The organism is Hymenobacter latericoloratus (assembly GCF_014199535.1).
GTDB lineage: Bacteria > Bacteroidota > Bacteroidia > Cytophagales > Hymenobacteraceae > Hymenobacter > Hymenobacter latericoloratus.
Window position 1 is genome coordinate 333,133 of sequence record NZ_JACHNV010000003.1, and the last position, 19,546, is coordinate 352,678.

A 19,546-nucleotide genomic window follows, 5' to 3' on the forward strand; every position below is an offset into this window, starting at 1 on the left:
TTTACTACCTAAAATGACAGAATGGCAGGAGAGAGTAACGGAGTAAATGAGTAGCTGAGCAATTACGCCGTCAGTTGCTGCCTGCCTATCTTCATTTGATACTCAACTGATCCATTACTCAGCGACTCTCTGACTCTGTCCCAATACTTCCAGCAGGGCCTGAGCTTTCAGCAGGCACTCCTCGTACTCGCGCTCCGGTACCGAATCGTGGGTGATGGCCGAGCCGACCTGGAAGGAAAGGTAGCCCGTATCCTGGCGGTATTGCAGGCTGCGGATGACCACGTTAAAGTCGAAGTCGCCGGAGGGTAGCACGTAGCCGATGCTGCCGCTGTAGAGGCCCCGGTGGCTGTGCTCGTAGTCTTCAATCAGCTCCATCGACCTGATCTTCGGCGCCCCCGTCATCGAGCCCATGGGAAAAGCGGCCCGCAGGATGTCCACCAAATCCACGTCGGGGCGGACCTGGGCCCGCACGGTGGATATCATCTGCCAGACGTGGCGGAAAGGGTAGAGGCCGAACAACTCGGGTACCTGCACCGTCCCGGTCTGGGCTACGCGGGCGAGGTCGTTGCGCACCAGATCCACAATCATCAGGTTCTCGGCGCGCTCCTTCTCGTCGTGCAGCAGAGCCAGGCGCTGCTCTTCGTCGGCGGCGGGGGTAGGGCCCCGGCGAATGGTGCCTTTGATGGGCTGGGAAAGCAGCGTACTGCCCTGCCGCCGCAGAAACCGCTCGGGCGAGGCGCAGAGCAGGTAATGGTCGTGGTGACGGTAGAAACCGGCGAAGGGGGTAGGTGAGGCTTGCTGTAGCTGCAGAAACACTTCCACCGGACTCAGCTGCACGTTTTCAGCGTAAAATTCCTGGCACAGATTGAGCTCGTACACCTCCCCATCCAGAATATCGTTCTGCACGGCCCGCACGGCGGCCAGGTACTCCGCGCGCGGCATGCGCGGGCGGAGGGCCGGGGTTGGGGCCGGAGCCGGGGGTAGCAAGGGCAGCGCCAGAATCTGCCGCAGCACGGCGGCCGGGTCGGGAGCATGAATTTCCAACGTCGTCTCCTGCCACTGCAGCCAGATTTCGGGCGTAAAGAAGTGCAGGTTAGGCCAGGCTAGGCCGGTAGGATTGGAGCTGTGCAGGGCTTCTACTTCGTTCTTGACATCGTAGGTAATAAAGCCGCAACGGGGCGCCGGGCCCGGCACCGTAGCCAGCCAGTTCCGAAGTTCCGGGAGGGTAGCGGGGGCGGTAGGGGCTTGAGTTGCTACCCCCAGCAGGCGGCTGAATGGCCCGCCGGGGTAGGGCAGGTCGTTGGGCTCGAAGTAGGCGCAATGCGGAAATTCGGCGGCCCAGTGCAGCGCTTGGGCGCGAAAGGCAGTGGGTAGGGTGTTGAGTGAAACGGTGAGCACGAGGCAAAGGTAGCAGGGGCACTAGTGCAAATTCGTGAACCATTTACGGACGCAGCCTTGCGTCTCGGCGTCCGCGCCGTTCAGGTGTTGTCGTTCGACGACTCAGACGCGGATACGCGTCTTTGCACGCTCGGGAATTCATAAGATGACAAGGAAAAGCCAGCGGCACGGATGGCGCCAGCGCGAGCTGGCCGCCGTTGGCGGCCGCAAGTCGGGAGACTTGCCTTATTTGCCGGCGGGCAGACGCCTGGCCTGCGGCCAGAAGTCTGCCGCCAGTTCGCCTACCCCCGCCGAGCGGTTAAACGCATTTTGGGGTTACTCTAACTCCTTGAGAGCCAGTTTGGCTTTAGTGTCGGTGCTGTTCTTGTACTCGTGTTTGGGGTAGCTGAGGGCTTTCTGAAAGTAGATTTTCGCCGTGTTCTTCTGCCCTTCCAGCTGGTAGAGGTAGCCCAGCTGCAGCGCCGACTGTGGGGCGAAATAGTAGGGGGCGTTGCCGGCCAGGGCAATAGTACGGGCGTAGAACAGCCGGGCCGAATCGGGGCGGCCGAGCAGGTGCCAGGCTCTGGCTAGGCGGTAGGGCTCCTCCAGCCGGTCGCGCAGGGGAGTAGCTGGGGTAGCACGGAAACCGTTGAGCGTCGCCAGGGCCTCGCGGTAATAGCCGCCGTCAATCTGCAGGCGGGCACGGGTCAGGAGTTTGTGCAGCGGCTGCTTGTCCTCGAAAAAGCGCTGGGCATAGGTGTCCTCCTCCAGCACGGTGCGGCCCCCGGCCCCGATGTGCCGCCGGTGCTGCTCGGCCCCAGCCGCGTCGCCGCTCAGCCAGGCCGCCAGATACAGCTTGAAATACGCATCCTTGCGATAGTGCTGGCCCTGATACTCCGCTAAAAATACCTGGTTAGCCCGGACGGAGGCGGCGTATTGCCCTTGGTAGAGCAACAAATCGGCCGCCATGTGGTGCAGGTAGGGCAGCGCCAAGTAGGCCGAGCCGGTGGGGCGGGCGCGGTAGGCGGCCAGGGCGGCTTCGGTGTGGTGCTGCTTTTTGTGCTGACTGATCAGCAAATAGCTCAGCAGCAGGTTGTCGGGCTGCTGGCGGTGCAGGGTTTCGATGAGGGTAAGGGCGGCTGCGGGCTGCTTGTAGTAGGTTTCTTCCAGCAGGGCCAGAATCAGGCGGGCCTCCAGCTGGAAGTCGTTGGGTTGGGTGGCGGCCAGGCGCAGGTTGTGCAACCCAGCCTCCACGCTGCCCGGCAACCCCAGTAGTTTCAGAAACCAGCGGTACGACTCCGGCAAAGACCCAATAAAGAACTGCATCATGCCCAGGGTTTTGCGCGCCGGCAGGTACTGGGGGTAGCGGCGTACTACCTGCTGCATCTGCTGGTAGCTCTGGCGCAAACTCCAGGCGCCTTGCACCTCGTGCCCGAACACTACCTGCGCCGCCGCTTGGTGCAGCCGGATTTCGGCCCGGGTGTATTCGCGCAAAGCGCCGGCCTCAGCCGACTTCTCCAGCAGGGCGAGGCGGCGGTTCTGGGCCGCTACGGTGGTGGCGTAGCGGCTGGCATCCTGACTGACGAGCAGTTCGGTGATATCCAGGCAGTCCTGCACCAGCAGGGTGCCGGTGTCCGTGCCGCGCAGCAGGGCGCGGGCTGCGGCCGGGCGCATGTTCAGCACCTCCGTGTAGGCGCGGGCCTGGGCGGGCGTGAGAACGGGTGCGGCTACGGTTTCCCGCAGAGGAGCGCAGAAGGCTTCGCGGAGGACCGCAGAGCACAGCAGCAGCAGCCAGAACAGCCTCTGCGGTCCTGGGCGCACTCCTCGGCGAACCTCAGCGGGAAATTTCATAGGCAAAAAAAGAACGGCCCTGAAACAAGGCCGTTCTCTTCTAAAAGGTCAGGACAACTTACGCGTTGCGGGCCTCTACGTCGGCCAGAACGCGGCCGCAGTGCTCGCACACGATGATTTTCTTGTGAGCAATGATGTCGGCCTGGCGCTGGGGCGGAACGGTGTTGAAGCAGCCGCCGCAGGCGTCGCGCTTCACCGTTACCACGGCCAAGCCGTTGCGCACGTTGCCGCGGATGCGGGTATAGGCCGTCAGCAGGCGCTCTTCTACCGGCTGCACGGCCGTAGAGCGCTCGTCCATAAGCTTTTGCTCATCGGCTTCGCTTTCGCTCACGATGGTTTCCAGCTCTGACTTCTTATTATCGAGGTCTTTCTTGCGCTCTTCCAGGCGCTGCTTGGTGCCGCTGATTTCGGTGTTCTTCAGCTCAATCTGGTACTGAGCTTCTTTGATTTTCTTTTCCGAAATCTGGATTTCCAGCTTCTGCAGCTCGATTTCTTTGGCAATGGCCTCGTACTCACGGTTGTTGCGTACGTTTTGCTGCTGGTCTTCGTAGCGCTTAATCAGACCGTCGGCGTCTTTGGCGTTCTGCTTGCGCTGCTTGATCTGGTCGTTGAGGGCGGCAATTTCCTCGTCGAATTTGCCTACGCGCACCTCATAGCCCGCAATTTCGTCCTCCAGGTCCCGAACTTCTTCGGGCAAATCGCCGCGCACGCGCCGGATTTCGTCCAGTTGCGAGTCAATGCGCTGCAGGTTCAGAAGGGCTTCCAGCTTACTGGCAACGGGGGTTTCCGCGGAGGGATTAGAAATCATAACGGACGGGGTTGGTAAGGGTCTCAGCAATGAAGAGCGCAAAAGTACTTCCAAAGTTGCCCATAAGCAAATCAAGGAAGATTTCGCCGGTGAACTGCTCGCTCTCAAAATGGCCTACGTCGCAGAGCAGCAAACGGCCTTCGGCAGCGAAATATTCGTGGTATTTCAGGTCGCCGGTTACGTAGGCATCGGCCCCGGCCGCGCGGGCTTTGCCAATGAGGAAACTGCCGGCTCCGCCGCACAGGGCCACTTTCCGGATGGGCGGCTCGAACTCCGTGTGCTTGACCACGGGTACGCCCAGGGCCTGCTTCAGGCGCTGCCGGAACTCCCGGGGGCTCAGCGGCTCGGGCAAGTCGCCCACCATGCCGGAGCCCACATCCTGGTTGGTATTTTCCAGCTTCACGATTTCGTAAGCCACTTCCTCGTAGGGGTGGGCCTGGCGTAGGGCCCGCAGGGCGGTTTGCTGCAGGTGCAGGGGTAGGAGCACCTCCACCCGCTCCTCCTGCACGGTCTCCGCTTCCCCGCGCCGGCCAATAAACGGGTCGGTGCCGGCGCCGGGCGTGAAGGTGCCGGTGCCCTCGGTGCGGAAGCTGCACTCGGAGTAGTCGCCGACTTGGCCCGCGCCGGCTTGGTAAAGGGCCTGCAGAACCGCTTCGGTATGAGTGACGGGCACGTAGGTAATCAGCTTGGCCAGCAGGCCGGGCTTGGGGTCGAGGATGCGCAGGTTGGTGAGGCCCAGCTTTTCGGCCAGCTTGCGGTTTACGCCGTGCCGCACATTGTCGAGGTTGGTGTGGGCAGCGTACAGGGCTACATCGTGCTTGATGGCTTTAAGCAGGGTTTGCTCCACCTCGTTGGCCCCGGTCAGGCGCTTGAGGGGTTTGAAAATGAGCGGGTGGTGGGCCACTACCACGTTGCAGCCGCGGCGCAGGGCTTCGTCCACCACGGCCGGGGTGCAGTCGAGGGCAATAAGCACGCCGCGCACTTCCATCTGCGGGTCGCCGCACTGCAGGCCGGCGTTGTCGTAGGATTCCTGGTAGGCGAGGGGCGCGGCGCGCTCCAGCACGCGCATAAGGTCTTGGACGGTAGGCATGGGTAGGGAATAGGTTTCGGGCCGGAAGGAGGGTAGGCGCTGTTATTGGGTAGTCATTGCCAGAAATGAGCTAAGCTAACCCTGGTGCATATTTCCCACATTTCCGGCACTCCGCAAGGTTTCTACATAATGCGCCACATTATCCGCGAGGTGGCGGCGCTTGTACTGCATGAGGTAACGGGGGTGGTCGAGGATGTGCAGCTGCTCGAACAGCCCGAGCTCCTCATTAAGGCGGGTGAAGTATTGCCCGTTGCGGCGACCCAGGCAAATGGCCGCGTGGCGGGCCAGGCCTACTTCCTCTACCAACTGCCTCATGCCCTGCTGCATGGTGGGCCACAGCGCGGCCGTAACCACCGGCGAATCATAGAAGTTGTAGTTCAGCCCGTTGCGCAGCAAAACCAGGGGGTAGAGGGAGCCCAGGTAAAACTGCCCGTAGAACGCCGCCGGCCCGCCCATGGCCGTTACCACGGCCTGCATAAACTCGCTGGAAGGCTCCCGGCGGCGGGGCAACTCATTCTCAATGCCCCAGGCAGCCAGGGCAACCGGGTCGGTGAAGGCTACGCCGGTGCGGCCGTTGCCCAGGCGGCCGGGGTTGATGCCCAGCACGGCCACACGGGGCTGGTTGCCGGTATAGTACTGCCGGGCAAACTGCGTGAACAGGCCCAGGGGCGTTGGATCTTGGTAAGGACTGAAGGCCTGTACGCTTTCGGGCAGAGGCGGGGGTAGGGGGAACTCGCTCAGAAAGCGCAACAGACGGTCGGCAAAGGGCATAAGCGGGCGGTACATGATGCTACTTGTACGGTGCAATAGCATCTGTGGCTCGACCAACGGGCGGGGAAACGCCGCTACGGGAGCCGCACCCGGATAATAGCTACGTCGTCGGTAGGCACCAGGCCCGCGGCGTTTTGTAGCTGCCGGACCTTAATGTTGAGCATCTCGGCGCGCTCGGCTAGCTCTTCATCGACCAGCAGCCGATGAGCTACCGCTGCCGGCTCGGCCAGGGCGGGACCCGCTACGGGCCGGAAGCTGTCGATGCCATCCGTGGCCAGGCTGATATCCCGGCAGGCCAACACGTGCAGGCGCTGCCGCTGCAGGGCGTACCACGCGTCGAAGTCTTCGCCGAGGTGGTAGGCCAGATAATCAGGTCGGTTTTGCTGCTCGAAGCGGATAAGCTCGCCGTTTACGGCCACGGTAGCGTCGCCGAGGGCCAGCAGCATGGCCTCGCGGCGGGCGGTGTCCAGTAGCAGGATTACCAGTGTGGTGAGCAGCTCTGGAGTATCGAGCAGAAGTAGGTTACGCATTTCCCGGAAGCCATGAAACACGCCGGCTACCAGTAATTTAAGCTCTTCGGGCAAGGAAAGGGAGGCCGTGCGGGGCTGGTACAGCTCTTGGTAGTAGTACTCCTTGGCCGCCTTACGCAGCAGCTTGGCCCCGAGCGTAGCGGCAAAGTGACTATCCTGGCCCAGGGTGCACCCATCGAGCACGGCGCACACCAGCTTGTCTTCTCCCAGCGGCATCACTACCGTAAAGTCTTCGCAAAAATCAACGTGATACTCTCCGCGTTGCAGGAACTGATAAATCGTCATCGGGGGCGGGGCTTTCCGGCGGAGTCTGCTGTAGCAGTAGAGAGAAGTGGTGCCGGAAAGAGGCCCAATATCCGGCGTTTACGGCAACTTCCGACAAAAACAGCCGCGTAGCCCCTCATTATAGGCCGCGGGGCCCTCGCAAGCTGTCCGTAACCCACTACTTTTGCGCCTCTCCTTACCGCCTACCCCATGCCTTCCCTGCTGACCTGGCTGCTGCTCCCCCTGAGCTGGCTGTATGCCGGCGTAATGGCCGTGCGCAACGCGCTTTACCGGAGCGGGACCAAGCCTTCCGTGCGCTTCACCGAAGTGCCCGTCATCAACGTGGGTAACCTGCGGGTGGGCGGCACCGGCAAAACACCGCACGTGGCGTGGGTAGTGGCCTGGCTGCAGGCCCAGGGCCAGCGGCCGGCCCTGCTGAGCCGGGGCTACGGCCGCCGCACCCGGGGCTACCGCCGCGCCACCACCGCCGATACTGCCGCCACCATTGGGGATGAGCCCCTGCAGCAGTTCCGGCACTTCGGGAGCCAAGTGGCAGTAGCCGTCAGTGAGGACCGCGTGGCGGGCATCCGGCAGTTGCTGCAGGAGGTGCCGGCTACTACCGCCGTGGTGCTGGACGACGCCTACCAGCACCGGCGCGTACAGCCCACCGTCAATATATTGCTTACTGAGCAGGAGCGGCCCTTTTACGAGGACTTTGTGCTGCCCGTCGGCCGCCTGCGCGAAAGCCGTGCCGGGGCCGTGCGCGCCGATGTGGTGATAGTTACCAAGTGCCCGGCCTACCTCTCGGCCACCATCCGGCAGGAAATCACCCGGCGCATTGAGCGCTACACCCGGCCGGCGGTGCCCGTGCTGTTTTCCTGCTACCACTACGGAGCGGCCGTACCGCTCACGGCGAAAGCACCCCCTGAGCCCGGCAGTGAGGTGGTAGTGCTGACCGGTATTGCCCAGCCCGAGCCGCTGCTGGAGCACCTGCGCTCGGCCGGCTACCGGATTGTGTACCACGCCCGCTTCCCCGACCACCACGCTTTTACCGCGGCCGAGCTGTGGGAGCTGACCGCGCAATTAGCGCCCGGCCAGAGCGTTCTGACCACGCAGAAAGATGCGGCCCGTCTGCTGGAGCCCACTCTGGCCGCCGTTGTGGCCGATATGCCCGTATTTTACATTCCAATTGAGGTCCGGTTTCTGGCCGACGGGGAAGCCCGGCTGGCCGCGCTGCTGACCCCATATTTTCAGCCCCACGCTGTTGTCTGATCCGCTAGTGTTTTCGTTGTTGAAGGCCCCCGTGGGCCGTATTACTATGTCGGCGCCGGCTTACGGCCGGGTGCGCGTCCGGCCCTGGGTAGGGCGGGCGGCGGCGCTACTGGCCGGCCTGGGCGCGCTGTCCGGCACGGCCCGGGCCCAGATTACGGACGACTCCACCAAGGTGCGGTACGGCGCCCACACCACCTTTATCCTGCGGGAAGCCGATGTGTTTCGGGGCGATACGCTGGGTCGCATGGTGGACACCACCCTCACGCGCCTGCCTCAGTCGCGCTACTGGACCTACGACAGCACCTACCAGCAAAACCTGGGCAACTTCGGCACGGCCTCGCGCCGCCTGCTCTGGACGCCGAACACGGAGTTGGGCGCCCGCCTGGGCCGCAACGTCTTCGACCAGTACGTGCGCGACGCAGCCACCGTGCCTTATTACGATACCCGCTCGCCTTATACCTTCTTCCGCTTCTTCCAGGGCAACCCCTTCGAACAGGTATTTGAGCTGTCCTACACCCGCAGCATCAAAAAAGCGTTCAACGTGGGCTTTGCCTACGACCGGTTCGGGTCGAATAAGTATCTGGCTGACGTAAGTGGTAACCGGGCCGGGCTGGTGGAGCACTCCAACTTCCTGTTTTTCGTGCGCTACCAGTCGCCCGATGACCGTTACCACGCCCTGGCTAACTTCAGCACGGCCCGGCACCGGGCCGTAGAGCAGGGCGGCGTCCGGCCGCTGGCCTCCGACACGCTGGCCGGCCGACCGGGGCAAATTGATTTGTCGAAGCTGTTTGACTACGAGGACGAGGAGGTATATCTAACCAACGCCATCAACCGCGACGACCGGGACCGGGTGCGCCTGGCCCATACCTACCGCCTGCTGGGCCGGGGCCTTACCGTATTCCACATTTTTGATTGGCGCCGCCAGCTCAACAAGTACACCGATGACCGCCTGAGCCTGGTACAGGGCGTTTCGGCGTTTTACCCGAGCGTGCTACTCAGCCGGGCTACCACCGACGACCGCGCCGAGTTCCGGCAGCTGGAGAATACGGTGGGTGTAATGGGCAACACCAACACGGTAGAATACCGCCTCTACGGCCGGCAGCGGACTTATTCCCTGATTACACGCGCCAACTACGGCGAGCCCGCCGTGCTACGGGAAGCTTTGCCCGAGCGCGATGACACGCAATTTTTTGTGGGAGGCACGGCGGCTTTTCGCTACCGGCAGTTTGCCATTGAAACGGCCGGCGAAATTCTGCCGGCTCTCAATATTAAGGATAGCGAATACTGGCTGCGGGCCGGCACCCGCCTGGGGCCGCTCAGTGGTGAGGTGCTCTCAACCAGCTACTCGCCCACGCTTACGGAGCGGGAAGTAAAAGGCAACCATTACCGGTGGCGCCAGAGTGCCGACAGCGCGGGCATCTACGGCTACCTGCACAACTTCCGCAACACCCAGGTGCAGCAATTGCGGGTGCGGCTTTCCCGGCAGCTGGGCCGCCACTACCTGGAACTGGTCGGGACGGTCGCCAACATCAACAACCTGATTTATTTCGATGAGGCCGGCCTGCCCCAGCAGCGCGGCGAGGCCCAGCAACTGGCCACGCTCCTGACCCGCTACCGCGTGAGCGTGGGGCATTTCCACTGGGATACCCAGGCTACCTACACGGCGGGGGGAGAGGATGAGAATACCCGGGCCAGGGATAAGGGCGGAGTCCGGGTGCCCCGGCTGGTTGGCGATTCGCGGCTGTACTACCAGGGGTACGTGTTCCGGAAGGCGCTCCTGACTCAAGTCGGCGTGCAGGGCTACTTCCAGTCGCGCTGGAAAGCCTACGACTACAGCCCCAGCACCCAGCAGTTTTTCCTGCAGGACCACTTCACCATCCGCAACACGCCGCTGGTTGACGTCTTCCTGAGTGGAGATATCAAAACCGTAGGCGTGTTTCTGAAGATGGCCTACGTCAATCAGTTTCTGCCGCAGTCGGGCTACTTTACTACCCCCTACTACGTGGGCATGCCGCGGCGCTTCCAGTTCGGTATCCGTTGGCAGTTCTTTAATTGAATGTGCGGGAGTGGCGAAAGGTAACATTGTGAAGGAGGCGCATGCTGTCACGCCCAATCTTACCTCTCACCACTTCGCTACCTGAAAGCATGAAAGAGAAAACCATTCTTAAGCTCAAGCTGAACTCCGACCCCCGCTGGGTGGACATTGCCAGCAAAAACATTGTTGATATTCTGGTGGACCATGCGTACTGCGAGCAGAAAGCAGCCAGCACCGGCATTTCCCTGATTGTAAAGTACCCCGAAAAGACCCGGCTGGTAGAAGAGCTGACGGCCCTGGTGGCCGAGGAGTGGGAGCATTTTACGCGGGTGCTGCAGGAGCTGCGCAAGCGGGGCCACGAGCTGGGCCGCCCCCGCCGCGACGAGTACGTGGTGCAGCTGATGAGCCACGTCCGGAAGGGGGGCGCCCGGGAGCGGCAGCTGATGGATCAGCTGCTGGTAAGCGCTCTGATAGAGGCGCGTAGCTGCGAGCGGTTCAAGTTGTTGTGGAAGCACATTCCGGACCCCGAGCTAAGCCAGTTCTACTACGAGTTAATGGCCTCGGAAGCCGGACATTTTGTGAGCTACGTGGACCTGGCCAAAGAGTATAGTGACCCCCAGGAGGTAGATGCCCGCCTGCAGGAGCTGCTGAAAATCGAAGGGGAAATCGTGACCAATCTTCCGGTTCGCGACGACCGGATGCACTAAGCCAAAGAAATTATGTGGGTCACTGTTCCGGAGTGCATTACTCACACCGCAGTAGGCTATATATTAGCCCGGCATTTTCAGGCTTAACCGGATGAAGAAGTTATTACTGCTTTTCTTTTTGTGGGCACCCGGCTGGACAGCACTGGCGCAGGAGGCAACCCCTGCCACTCTTAACTTCTGCGGCCTTGACCTACCAATAACTGCCGGCTGCGTGCCGGAGTCGAAGTACGCCGTGCGCTGCCAGGACTACCAAATGACTTGGATGTACCTGGATTACGGTATGCTGCGCACCTTTCCGGAGCAGTTCATGCAGCAAATCCAGAAAAAGAAAAAGCACCTGGAGCGCCAGCCGCTGGAGTGTACCATCCTGGGTGCCCCAGCCAAAGGATTCCGGCTGAGCTACCCTACGGAAACGGGGGGCATGGCCTACGAACTGATTGCCTACGGGGTAGCCAAAGGCCAGCCCGTGATGGTACAACTCGTCCTGGCCGTTGACCCCGATAAAACGGCCGACCTGCCCGAGCTACCCCGCCAGGTTATTCAGTTGGCGAAGTAGCCCGGGCGGCCCGGCGGCTACCCCTGCTGCGGGGGAGTATCCTCTGGGGAAGCGCTTTTGGAGGCCAGCAGCCCCTGGGGTACCGTCAGCTCGCCGCCGTGGAAGTCAATCAGGCCGTTCCGCTCATCCTCAATGTTAGTGGCCTGGGTATATACGTCGCCGGCAATGGGGCGCTTGCGCAACTCCTGCTTGAACTGGCGAATGCGCTCCGTGCGCTCATCGGAGCTCTGGGGTCCGCCGTAATCGGCAAAGCCAAAGCCACCCCATTCGCTGACAATCAGGGGCTTCTGGCGGCCGTAGAAAAATGGGTCGCCGATGACGAGGGGTAGCACGGCTACGTTGTTGAGGTCGCCCTGCACCATGCGGTCGAGCAGTTCCGACCAGCGTTCCAGCTCCGGGGTGTACACGTGCGCCGTCAGGAGGTCGGATTTTAGCCGGCCCTCCTGCGAAATATGCTGCCACCCGTCGTTATCTACCACCAGAAACTGCGGGTGGTTGATGTGCATGTAGTGGTACATTTCCACGATGTAGCGCCGGGTTTCGGGGTTAGTGGCAATGTCCTGGGCGCCCCAGTCCTCGTTATATAAGCTCCAGATAACAATGGATGGGTGCGACTCAATCAGGGCCAGCATGCGCAGCAACTCGGCGCGGTGGTTTTCCCGGCTTTTGGGGGTAGAGGAGTGCGGGCTGGGCACCTCCACCCACAGCAGCAGGCCCAACTCGTCGGCCAGGTTGTAAATGCGCGGGTCCACGCCGGCAATGTGTACGCGCACGAGGTTGCAGCCCAGGGCCTGCATGGCGTGCATGTGGCGCTGCATCTCCTCGAAAGTGGCCGTACCAGGCTGATACAGAATACCGTCCAGGTAAATGGGCTCGTTGTTGAGGTACACGTAAGTACCGCGCGACTCAACCTTGCGGAGGCCGAAGTGGGTTTCGATTTCGGCGGAATAACCTTCGCTATCAATCAACTGCGCTACCAGGCGGTACAGGTTCGGGGAGCCCGGGGCCCAGAGCTTGGCCCCGGCCAGCTCCATCACTACCCGTTGCTGACGCTGACCGGCCTCCAGGCGCAGCGGAAAATCGGCGGTAGCCAGGGGCTGGGGCGTGGGCGCTACCCGGTCGTACACCTGCAGACGCAGCGTGTACAAGCCGGGGTCATGAATACGGGTGGTCAGGTTGAAGCGCACCATCCGGTCCTCGATGATGCTATCTACCCCCACGCGGGAGCGGAGGCGGTTGCGCTCTACCATTTCCAGCCACACGCTGCGCACGGCGCCGGTGTAGGTCTGGTACCAGATGCCGCCGCGCTTGTACACGTGCGACTCCTGTTTGCCCCGGGTGGTGTCGGCGTCCATGGTATCCACGATGCGCACGGTCAGGCGGTTGACGGGGCGCAGGTGTTCCTCGCGCAGCTCAAACGAAAAGGAGGTGTACTCACCGTAGTGCACCTGCTCCCCCTCAATGGTGCTGAGCAGGAAGCCATTCAGCCACACGCGGGTTTCGTAGCCGCAGGCCCCGAAGGTCAGCTGAAACAGCGAGTGGGTGCCGTCGTCGCCCCGCTCGGGCAGGGTAAATTCCCGCTCGTACCACACCACTACCTTGTCCTGCCACTGCGGGGCTTCGGGTTGGCTCTGGGCCATGTGCTCTTCCACCGAGCCCGGCCAGCTGGCGGTCTGCTGATAGTTGTGCGCCAGATACCAGCCGTCGCGCAGCCCCGTATCATCGGGGTCCACGGCAAAGCGCCATTCGCCATCCAGCAGCAGGTAGTTATTGGAGCGAAGAACCGCGCGCGGCAGGGGGTTAGCCGTCCGGACGTCGTTCTGAGAGGTGGAAAAGCCGTAGTTAGAGGCAGAAGCAGGCATAACAACAACGTTGGTGTGAATGCTACAAACGAGTTTGGCGCGGGGCTGGATACCTGCCCCACCAGATAAAACAAAAAAAACTCCCTGCCACGATGCGGCAGGGAGGCGTCAAAGCAGGGCATGGCAAGTGCAATAACCTAGGAATTAGGTCTTTTGCTTTTTCTTTTTGGCCGCCGGGAACAGAATGTTGTTCAGGATAAGCCGGTAGCCGGGGGAGTTGGGATGCAGGGCCAGGTCGGTGGGCTCTTCCTCCACAAAGTGCTGGTAATCTTCGGGGTCGTGGCCACCGTAGAAGGTCCAGGTGCCTTTGCCCAGCGTGCCGTGCATGTAGCGCACCTCGCCGGAGGCCTTGTTGTCGCCCATAACCACCACATCGGGCTTCACCAGCGACTTCCGGAAGGCCGTGGTCTGGCCCATAAACCCTTTGATGGTGCGCTCGTGGTCCTGAGTGAGCATGGTGGGCACCGGATCGTACTTGGCCGAGAAAGTGAAGAGCTGGAAATAATCGTTGTCTTCGTACACGCGCCGCTCCCGCGGGTCCATGTCGATGTCGGAGTATTCGTACTCCAGCGGGTCGCGCACCAGATGGAAGTTCTGGAAGGCGAGGGTGCGGTTGAAGTTGAGCTTTTGCTGGGCCTGGGGGTCGGCCGGGTCGCCGTCATACATGCTTTCTACCAGGTCCAGGCCCAGCCCGGCCAGGGCAATATCGTAGGAGTCGGTGGCCGAGCACATGGCAAACTGAAAGCCGCCGCCGGCAATAAACTCCTGCATTTTTACCACCACGGCCGCCTTCATCTGGCTTACCTTCGCGAAGCCGTTGCGCTTGGCCGTAGCCTCGGCCTCGCGCTGCTGCTGCTGGTACCAGGGCCGGCCGCTATAGCTACGGTAGAACTTGCCGTACTGGCCCGTGAAGTCCTCGTGGTGCAGGTGAAGCCAGTCGTACTTGGGCAGGTCGCCGCGTAGCACCTCGTCGTCGTAAATCTGGGTGTAGGGAATTTCGGCGTACGCCAGCACCAGCGTTACGGCGTCGTCCCAGGGCTGCTTGCCTTTGGGCGTGTACACCGCAATTTTAGGCACCTTCTCCAGCTTCATCACGTCCATGTTGGCGTTGGGGTCGGCTATTTCCGAGAGGATGCTGGTGTACTGGGCCTCACTGATAACCTGGTAAGTTACCCCCCGCACGGCCAGCTCATTTTCGGCCCCCGGGGCTACCGCGCAGGCAAAGGCTCCGCCCCGGTAATTCAGCAGCCAGTCAACCTCCACCTGCCGGCCCAGCAGCCAGTAGGCCGCCCCGTAGGCTTTCAGGTGCTCCTTCTGGGTGTTATCCATCGGGATGAAGATGTGGTTGGCCCAAGCAGTTGCGGGCCGGAGCCCAGCCAGTACCAGCAGCAGAATCAGGGCAAACAAACGAGGAAAGGTCATACTAAGAAACGCCAAAAGCAGACCCACCCGCCTTACAGCCGCTACCACGGCCCGGCCCCGGGTGAATCCATGAAAGTCGAGAAAGCCGGCTGAATCCGTGCTTCTAAAGGTACTAAATGCCACTGGGAGTTTACGCGAAACCGCTTACCTTGCACGGCTGGTTGCTGGTGCCCTACGCCTCCGCAGGCGAGTTTACCTCAGCTCCGGCTCCACGCTTCCCGAGCCTACCTGCCGCCCGCCCTATGCATCTGCTGGAAAACATCAAAGAGGCTTTTCGTTCCATCAAAAGCAATCTGCTGCGCACCATCCTCACGGCCCTCATTGTGAGCATCGGCATCATGTCGCTGGTAGGGATTCTGACGGCCATCGACGTGATGAAATTCTCCCTGAACCAAACGTTTGCCAGCCTGGGAGCCAACTCCTTCGAGATGAAGGCCAAGGGCTATAATAACCGTTCCCGGCGGGGCGGGGTAAAGGGCAAAGTGTACCCGCCGATTACGCTGCTGCAGGCCCAAAAGTACAAACAAACCCTCGGCGACGAAGCCCAGGTAGGGGTGTCCGCCTTTATCTCGGGCGCGACGGAGGTGAAGGCCAATGGCCAGAAAACCAACCCCAATATTCAGGTAGTGGCCGGCGACGAGAACTACTTGCGGATTCAGAGCTACAACCTGGGCACCGGGCGCACGTTTTCGCCCCTGGAGCTGGAGAATGGCACCAACGTAGCCATTATTGGCTCCGAGATAAAGGACAAGCTCTACCCCACCGGCAGCGCCCTCAACAACTACGTGTATCTGATGGGCCGGCGGTTTCTGGTGGTGGGCGTGCTGGAGAAAAGCGGCAGCAGCGGGCAGGGCGGCGGCGCCGACCGGCTGGTGCTGATTCCGCTGGAAACCGGCAACCAGCTACCCCGCCAGCGCGAGTTGACCTTCGACGTAAAGACGGCCACCACCAACCCCGGCGAGCTGACTTACCTCACGGGCCAGGCCACGGGCATTATGCGGGCCGTACGCCACGACGCGCTGGGCCAGGAAGACAGCTTTGAGGTGGAGCGCTCCGATTCGCTGGCGGCCAAGCTGGATGAGCTCTCGGGCGGGTTGAAAACCGGCGGCTTTCTGGTGGGCTTTATTACCCTGCTTGGGGCCAGCATTGCCCTGATGAACATCATGATGGTGTCCGTGACGGAGCGCACCCGTGAAATTGGTATTCGTAAGGCTCTAGGGGCCACCTCCTTTCAGATCCGGCAGCAGTTCCTCATCGAGGCCATTGTAATTTGCGTAATGGGCGGATTACTGGGTATTGTGCTGGGGGTAGGCGGGGGCAACCTGCTGACGTTGTTTATGGAGCAGGGCGGCTTTATTGTGCCCTGGCTCTGGATGACGCTGGGCCTGCTGATCTGCGTAACGGTGGGGTTGGCCTCGGGCTACTACCCCGCCAGCAAAGCCGCCGCCCTCGACCCCATCGAAAGCCTGCGCTTCGAGTAGGGGATGCCCGCTCTGCCTGGTAACGGCAGCATATGCCGCTACCATTACCTAGCTCAGCTATGCTTGGAGTTTCTTTACTGAGGTTAGCGCTCCAGCTGCTGGGGTCCCGCACCGCAAGGAAAGCTGATGAACGACAATTGCGGCGGGAACTGCTGGCGCATCAGCGGCGGCAGCTGATTCATGCGCGTATTCCTGCTGTTGACATAGTGCGCGAGTCCTTTGGGCCGCGCTTTGATGAATTGCACCAACTGCTGATCACATACAATGTGGCTGGCGTGGAAGCAGATCATGCTTACTACCCCGGGTTAACACGCACGGTGCTGTATCAGCTTCATAACGTGGGTAGCACAGTGCAGTTGGCGCAGTTGCTGGAGCAGGAGCAGGGGCTATGGTTTGGCTCTCGTGCTGTAGATAAAGAACAACTGACTGCCTTAACCCAAGCGGTTACAGAGTGGCAAGCTGCCGCCAACCGCTAAACTAACCGGTGGGGTACGGGTGTGAGCTACTTATCTTATGGAAAAGAAGCATTGCAACAGCAGCCAAGGTTTGGTTACGGACTGAATGCTGATCTTTACTCTCCTCAGAGGGGTAGGGCAGACCGGTAACCTATTCGAAAGATTACCGGTAGCGGGCGCAACCCTGAACCGTGATAAGCCCGCTCTATCGCCTGACAACTTAGGATACGATTTCGCCAAACGAAGATGAGCGCAAGAAGCACTTGCATTCGCAAGGTAAATTAAGAATTTTATTATACATTTGAAAAAATAATCATTTGTATAAGATGGCTGATTCTTCCACCGTTGGGCAGCGTATTGCGCAGTTTATCCAGCAACTTGGCATTAGTAAAAACGCTTTTGCCATTTCGTTAGATAAGACGGCTACCGTGATTCAACATTTGGTCGAAGAAAGAAACAAGCCCGGATTTGACCTTTTGTGTAAGATATTTGAAGTATATCCAAACATATCAAAAGATTGGCTATTGCAAGGCGTTGGGCCAATGCTCCATGATGCAACGGAGAATCGGGCGTCGGAGCGTGAACCCAAATCAGTTGCTGCTACTATTGCCGCTCCGGTAAACGCCAGTGCTGCGGTTGCAAGCAGCTCCTCAGTGGTCGATGCTGCTCCTCTCAACGTCGCAACGGCTCCTGAACAGGCCAGTTCACCAGTCGCCCCATCAGTTTCCCCAGTAACCCTACCAGCACCCGAAGCTGCAGCAGTTCCGCTGTCTTCGCCCCAGCCAGTAGTTGAAGTACCTGCGCCAGCCCCGGCAGTTGCCTCGGCACCAACCGCTGCCCCGGATACCAGCTGGCAAACGGCTCTTTATACCCAGCAAATGGCCCATCAGCTGGCTCTGGCAGAGTTGCGCAACCAGCACTTGCAGGAGCAGCAACGACTGATGCAACAAATGATGGATCTGATGCAGCGGCAGTTAACCCGTTAGTATACCAATGGTTAGGCTTTCCATGAAAAAGCGCCCGGTCAATCATGACCGGGCGCTTTTTCATTTGATGTAACCTGAGGCGCTAGTGCTGAAACACCTCTATGCCTACCTCCTCAGCTTCCATAAGGTTCTGCGGATTGACAGTGGTGAGCCGTAGCCGCTTCATCTCGCCTACCAGGATGGGGTCGTACTTGGCCGTGACGCGAATGTAATTCGGCGTGAAGCCCTCCATTTGGCCATTTGTTACGTCGTCCTCAAAAAGCACCTGAGTTTCGGTGCCAACGTGCTGCTCGTAGAAGTAGCGTTTCTTCTTCTCGGAGAGGCTGCGCAGTTGGGTGGTGCGCTCGTGGCGGTGGCGGTCCTGTACGCGGCCAGGCAGGGTTGGGGCCAGAGTATTTTCGCGCTCCGAGTAAGGAAAAACGTGCAGGTAGCTCACGTCCAGGTCGTTGAGGAACTGGTAGGTTTCCAGGAAGTCAGCTTCCGTTTCGCCAGGAAAGCCCACAATTACGTCAACGCCAATGCAGGCGTGGGGCATCACCTCCTTGATAAGCGCCACGCGCTCCTGGTACAACTCACGGCGGTAGCGGCGGCGCATCAGGCCCAGAATCTTGTTGGAGCCCGACTGCAGCGGGATGTGGAAGTGGGGCATAAACCGCTTCGAGCGGGCTACAAAGCGGATAATTTCATCGGAGAGCAGGTTCGGCTCGCAGGAGCTGATCCGGAACCGCTCAATACCTTCCACCTCATCAAGGGCCCGCACCAAGTCGTAGAAATTTTCTTTCCGTTCGCGTTCCGGCCCCTGCAGGCCGAAGTCGCCGAGGTTTACGCCCGTCAGCACAATTTCTTTTACGCCGGTTTCAGCCAGCTTCTCCACGCGCTCCACCACGCTTTGTACCGAGTTGGAGCGGCTCTTGCCCCGGGCCAGCGGAATGGTGCAGAATGAGCAGGAGTAGTCACAGCCATCCTGTACCTTCAGGAACGTGCGGGTCCGGTCACCGTAGCTGTGGGCGGCATGAAACTCGGTAGCCTCCGAAATGGGGGAGGCAAAGACCTGGCCTGGCTGCCCGGCGGCGGGCTTGCGAAAGCCCGCCAGGGTTTCCACCAGTTGAAATTTCTCGGCGGCCCCTAGTACGGCGTGCACTCCGGGAATTTCAGCAATTTCCTGGGGCTTGAGCTGAGCGTAGCAGCCCACAATGGCCACAAAGGCCTCCGGGTTGTGCTTGAGGGCTTCCTTTACCACCTTGCGGCACTTACGGTCCGCGTGGTCCGTGACGGAGCAGGTGTTGATAACGTAAATGTCGGCCGCATCCTCGAAGGCCGCTTTCACGAAGCCGTGTTCCTCAAACTGCCGGCCAATGGCCGAGGTTTCGGAGAAATTGAGCTTGCAGCCCAACGTATAGAAGGCAACTTTTCTGGTTTCCATAAGCAAGACCACAAAGATACTGCACCGGGTTGGATAGCCGGCACACCGTGGGCTTGGAAACAGACACCACGTAGGCAAGGGAAGGTTCTCGGAGGTGCTTTTTGCCAGCGGCTTTCATGAAACGTTCTTGCCTGCTGAACGGGGAATACTCTGTCCGGCCGGGAAGGGATGACGGCAAGCGGCAGCTTCCGTGCTGCCTGTGGTGCCACGGGCCTGTATTCCGAACTGGCTGGTGCGCCCTCCGGGCCTTTGCCTGTACAGCGCCGCCGGGGAAGGAGCCCCTAAACAGCAACCCGGAGGCGCTCTTGAAGCAACCGAATCAGACTGGGTAAATCAAGTGGCTTCAGCTCCCGGGCCGACACAACCACCTGCCACGGAGCATCCGCCGCCGCCCGCCGGAACACGGCCGGCAGCGGTTCGGAGCGCAACGAGGGGTAGTGCTGGCGTAGCTCGTCGCGGTGCAGAAAAACAGCCGGTACGGACAAGTGGCGCAGGAAAGTGCGCCACTCGGGTCGCATGCTGGTGGCCCCGTACGTGACCGCGCACAGGGAGCAAGCGTAGGTTGCCGGCGACAGGGCTTTGTGCAGGGTGTCCAGCGCCGCATTTAGCAGTCCCGAGTCGGCATTATAAACAAACAGCAGTTCGGCCATGGGGCT

At 60.7% G+C, this 19,546-nt stretch carries 17 protein-coding genes; 7 read left to right on the forward strand and 10 right to left on the reverse strand.

The window, feature by feature from the left end:
- Positions 1–114: 114 nt before the first annotated feature.
- The 6 genes from pabB to GGU46_RS11895 form a co-directional block, all read right to left on the reverse strand.
- Complete coding sequence (pabB, locus tag GGU46_RS11870) at positions 115–1,398, reverse strand: aminodeoxychorismate synthase component I (RefSeq protein ID WP_183403755.1); 1,284 nt, start codon at positions 1,396–1,398, stop codon at positions 115–117.
- Between the two features lie 315 nt (positions 1,399–1,713).
- A complete protein-coding gene (locus GGU46_RS11875; RefSeq protein ID WP_183403756.1) occupies positions 1,714–3,228 on the reverse strand; it encodes a tetratricopeptide repeat protein in 1,515 nt (504 codons plus the stop codon).
- Positions 3,229–3,286: 58 nt separating this feature from the next.
- The gene (locus GGU46_RS11880) at positions 3,287–4,036 is read right to left on the reverse strand and encodes a zinc ribbon domain-containing protein (RefSeq protein ID WP_183403757.1); all 750 of its coding nucleotides are present in this window, start codon (positions 4,034–4,036) and stop codon (positions 3,287–3,289) included.
- The gene (locus GGU46_RS11885) at positions 4,026–5,126 is read right to left on the reverse strand and encodes a Nif3-like dinuclear metal center hexameric protein (protein WP_183403758.1); all 1,101 of its coding nucleotides are present in this window, start codon (positions 5,124–5,126) and stop codon (positions 4,026–4,028) included. Before GGU46_RS11885 ends, GGU46_RS11880 begins: the two co-directional genes overlap by 11 nt.
- Positions 5,127–5,201: 75 nt before the next feature.
- Positions 5,202–5,897, reverse strand: coding sequence for a uracil-DNA glycosylase family protein (locus GGU46_RS11890; protein ID WP_183403759.1), 696 nt, complete (start codon positions 5,895–5,897; stop codon positions 5,202–5,204).
- A gap of 74 nt (positions 5,898–5,971) precedes the next feature.
- A complete protein-coding gene (locus GGU46_RS11895; protein ID WP_183403760.1) occupies positions 5,972–6,712 on the reverse strand; it encodes a protein phosphatase 2C domain-containing protein in 741 nt (246 codons plus the stop codon).
- A gap of 189 nt (positions 6,713–6,901) precedes the next feature.
- Between GGU46_RS11895 and lpxK the strand changes: the two genes are divergently transcribed.
- From lpxK to GGU46_RS11915, 4 genes are all read left to right on the forward strand, one after another.
- Positions 6,902–7,963 carry a tetraacyldisaccharide 4'-kinase gene (gene lpxK, locus GGU46_RS11900; RefSeq protein ID WP_183403761.1) on the forward strand — a complete coding sequence of 354 codons (1,062 nt, stop codon included), beginning with the start codon at positions 6,902–6,904 and terminating at the stop codon, positions 7,961–7,963.
- Positions 7,956–10,019: a putative porin gene (locus GGU46_RS11905; protein ID WP_183403762.1), complete on the forward strand. Its 2,064-nt coding sequence runs from the start codon at positions 7,956–7,958 to the stop codon at positions 10,017–10,019. Before lpxK ends, GGU46_RS11905 begins: the two co-directional genes overlap by 8 nt.
- Positions 10,020–10,108: 89 nt before the next feature.
- Positions 10,109–10,705: a tRNA-(ms[2]io[6]A)-hydroxylase gene (gene miaE / locus GGU46_RS11910; RefSeq protein WP_139921604.1), complete on the forward strand. Its 597-nt coding sequence runs from the start codon at positions 10,109–10,111 to the stop codon at positions 10,703–10,705.
- 91 nt (positions 10,706–10,796) lie between these two features.
- Positions 10,797–11,261 carry a hypothetical protein gene (locus tag GGU46_RS11915; RefSeq protein WP_183403763.1) on the forward strand — a complete coding sequence of 155 codons (465 nt, stop codon included), beginning with the start codon at positions 10,797–10,799 and terminating at the stop codon, positions 11,259–11,261.
- Positions 11,262–11,278: 17 nt separating this feature from the next.
- Here the strand turns inward: GGU46_RS11915 and GGU46_RS11920 are convergent, their stop codons facing one another.
- Both GGU46_RS11920 and GGU46_RS11925 read right to left on the reverse strand, forming a co-directional pair.
- On the reverse strand, positions 11,279–13,123 hold the full coding sequence (locus tag GGU46_RS11920) for a glycoside hydrolase family 2 protein (protein WP_183403764.1): 1,845 nt from the start codon (positions 13,121–13,123) through the stop codon (positions 11,279–11,281).
- Positions 13,124–13,267: 144 nt separating this feature from the next.
- Positions 13,268–14,545, reverse strand: coding sequence for an asparagine synthetase B (locus GGU46_RS11925; RefSeq protein ID WP_183403765.1), 1,278 nt, complete (start codon positions 14,543–14,545; stop codon positions 13,268–13,270).
- Positions 14,546–14,661: 116 nt separating this feature from the next.
- Here GGU46_RS11925 and GGU46_RS11930 point away from each other — a divergent pair, with 116 nt between their 5' ends.
- The 3 genes from GGU46_RS11930 to GGU46_RS11940 all read left to right on the forward strand — a co-directional run bounded on the left by GGU46_RS11930 (position 14,662) and on the right by GGU46_RS11940 (position 17,467).
- The gene (locus GGU46_RS11930; protein ID WP_317171909.1) at positions 14,662–16,026 is read left to right on the forward strand and encodes an ABC transporter permease; all 1,365 of its coding nucleotides are present in this window, start codon (positions 14,662–14,664) and stop codon (positions 16,024–16,026) included.
- Positions 16,027–16,085: 59 nt separating this feature from the next.
- The gene (locus tag GGU46_RS11935) at positions 16,086–16,502 is read left to right on the forward strand and encodes a hypothetical protein (RefSeq protein WP_183403767.1); all 417 of its coding nucleotides are present in this window, start codon (positions 16,086–16,088) and stop codon (positions 16,500–16,502) included.
- Positions 16,503–16,807: 305 nt separating this feature from the next.
- Complete coding sequence (locus GGU46_RS11940; protein ID WP_183403768.1) at positions 16,808–17,467, forward strand: helix-turn-helix transcriptional regulator; 660 nt, start codon at positions 16,808–16,810, stop codon at positions 17,465–17,467.
- Between the two features lie 82 nt (positions 17,468–17,549).
- On the opposite strand, the gene mtaB is transcribed toward GGU46_RS11940, so the two are convergent.
- Both mtaB and GGU46_RS11950 read right to left on the reverse strand, forming a co-directional pair.
- The gene (mtaB, locus tag GGU46_RS11945) at positions 17,550–18,890 is read right to left on the reverse strand and encodes a tRNA (N(6)-L-threonylcarbamoyladenosine(37)-C(2))-methylthiotransferase MtaB (protein ID WP_183403769.1); all 1,341 of its coding nucleotides are present in this window, start codon (positions 18,888–18,890) and stop codon (positions 17,550–17,552) included.
- A 281-nt stretch (positions 18,891–19,171) separates the two neighbouring features.
- Complete coding sequence (locus GGU46_RS11950; RefSeq protein WP_183403770.1) at positions 19,172–19,540, reverse strand: hypothetical protein; 369 nt, start codon at positions 19,538–19,540, stop codon at positions 19,172–19,174.
- Between the last annotated feature and the right edge of the window lie 6 nt (positions 19,541–19,546).

Excerpts from the sequence above, each read along its gene's own strand:
- GGU46_RS11915 (WP_183403763.1), top strand. The coding sequence starts at position 10,797 with ATGAAGAAGTTATTACTGCTTTTCTTTTTGTGGGCACCCGGCTGGACA.
- GGU46_RS11890 (WP_183403759.1), bottom strand. The coding sequence starts at position 5,897 with ATGCCCTTTGCCGACCGTCTGTTGCGCTTTCTGAGCGAGTTCCCCCTA.
- GGU46_RS11920 (WP_183403764.1), bottom strand. The coding sequence starts at position 13,123 with ATGCCTGCTTCTGCCTCTAACTACGGCTTTTCCACCTCTCAGAACGAC.
- GGU46_RS11895 (WP_183403760.1), bottom strand. The coding sequence starts at position 6,712 with ATGACGATTTATCAGTTCCTGCAACGCGGAGAGTATCACGTTGATTTT.
- GGU46_RS11880 (WP_183403757.1), bottom strand. The coding sequence starts at position 4,036 with ATGATTTCTAATCCCTCCGCGGAAACCCCCGTTGCCAGTAAGCTGGAA.
- GGU46_RS11935 (WP_183403767.1), top strand. The coding sequence starts at position 16,086 with ATGCTTGGAGTTTCTTTACTGAGGTTAGCGCTCCAGCTGCTGGGGTCC.
- GGU46_RS11875 (WP_183403756.1), bottom strand. The coding sequence starts at position 3,228 with ATGAAATTTCCCGCTGAGGTTCGCCGAGGAGTGCGCCCAGGACCGCAG.
- mtaB (WP_183403769.1), bottom strand. The coding sequence starts at position 18,890 with ATGGAAACCAGAAAAGTTGCCTTCTATACGTTGGGCTGCAAGCTCAAT.
- miaE (WP_139921604.1), top strand. The coding sequence starts at position 10,109 with ATGAAAGAGAAAACCATTCTTAAGCTCAAGCTGAACTCCGACCCCCGC.
- GGU46_RS11930 (WP_317171909.1), top strand. The coding sequence starts at position 14,662 with ATGCCACTGGGAGTTTACGCGAAACCGCTTACCTTGCACGGCTGGTTG.
- GGU46_RS11950 (WP_183403770.1), bottom strand. The coding sequence starts at position 19,540 with ATGGCCGAACTGCTGTTTGTTTATAATGCCGACTCGGGACTGCTAAAT.
- GGU46_RS11940 (WP_183403768.1), top strand. The coding sequence starts at position 16,808 with ATGGCTGATTCTTCCACCGTTGGGCAGCGTATTGCGCAGTTTATCCAG.
- lpxK (WP_183403761.1), top strand. The coding sequence starts at position 6,902 with ATGCCTTCCCTGCTGACCTGGCTGCTGCTCCCCCTGAGCTGGCTGTAT.
- GGU46_RS11885 (WP_183403758.1), bottom strand. The coding sequence starts at position 5,126 with ATGCCTACCGTCCAAGACCTTATGCGCGTGCTGGAGCGCGCCGCGCCC.
- GGU46_RS11925 (WP_183403765.1), bottom strand. The coding sequence starts at position 14,545 with ATGACCTTTCCTCGTTTGTTTGCCCTGATTCTGCTGCTGGTACTGGCT.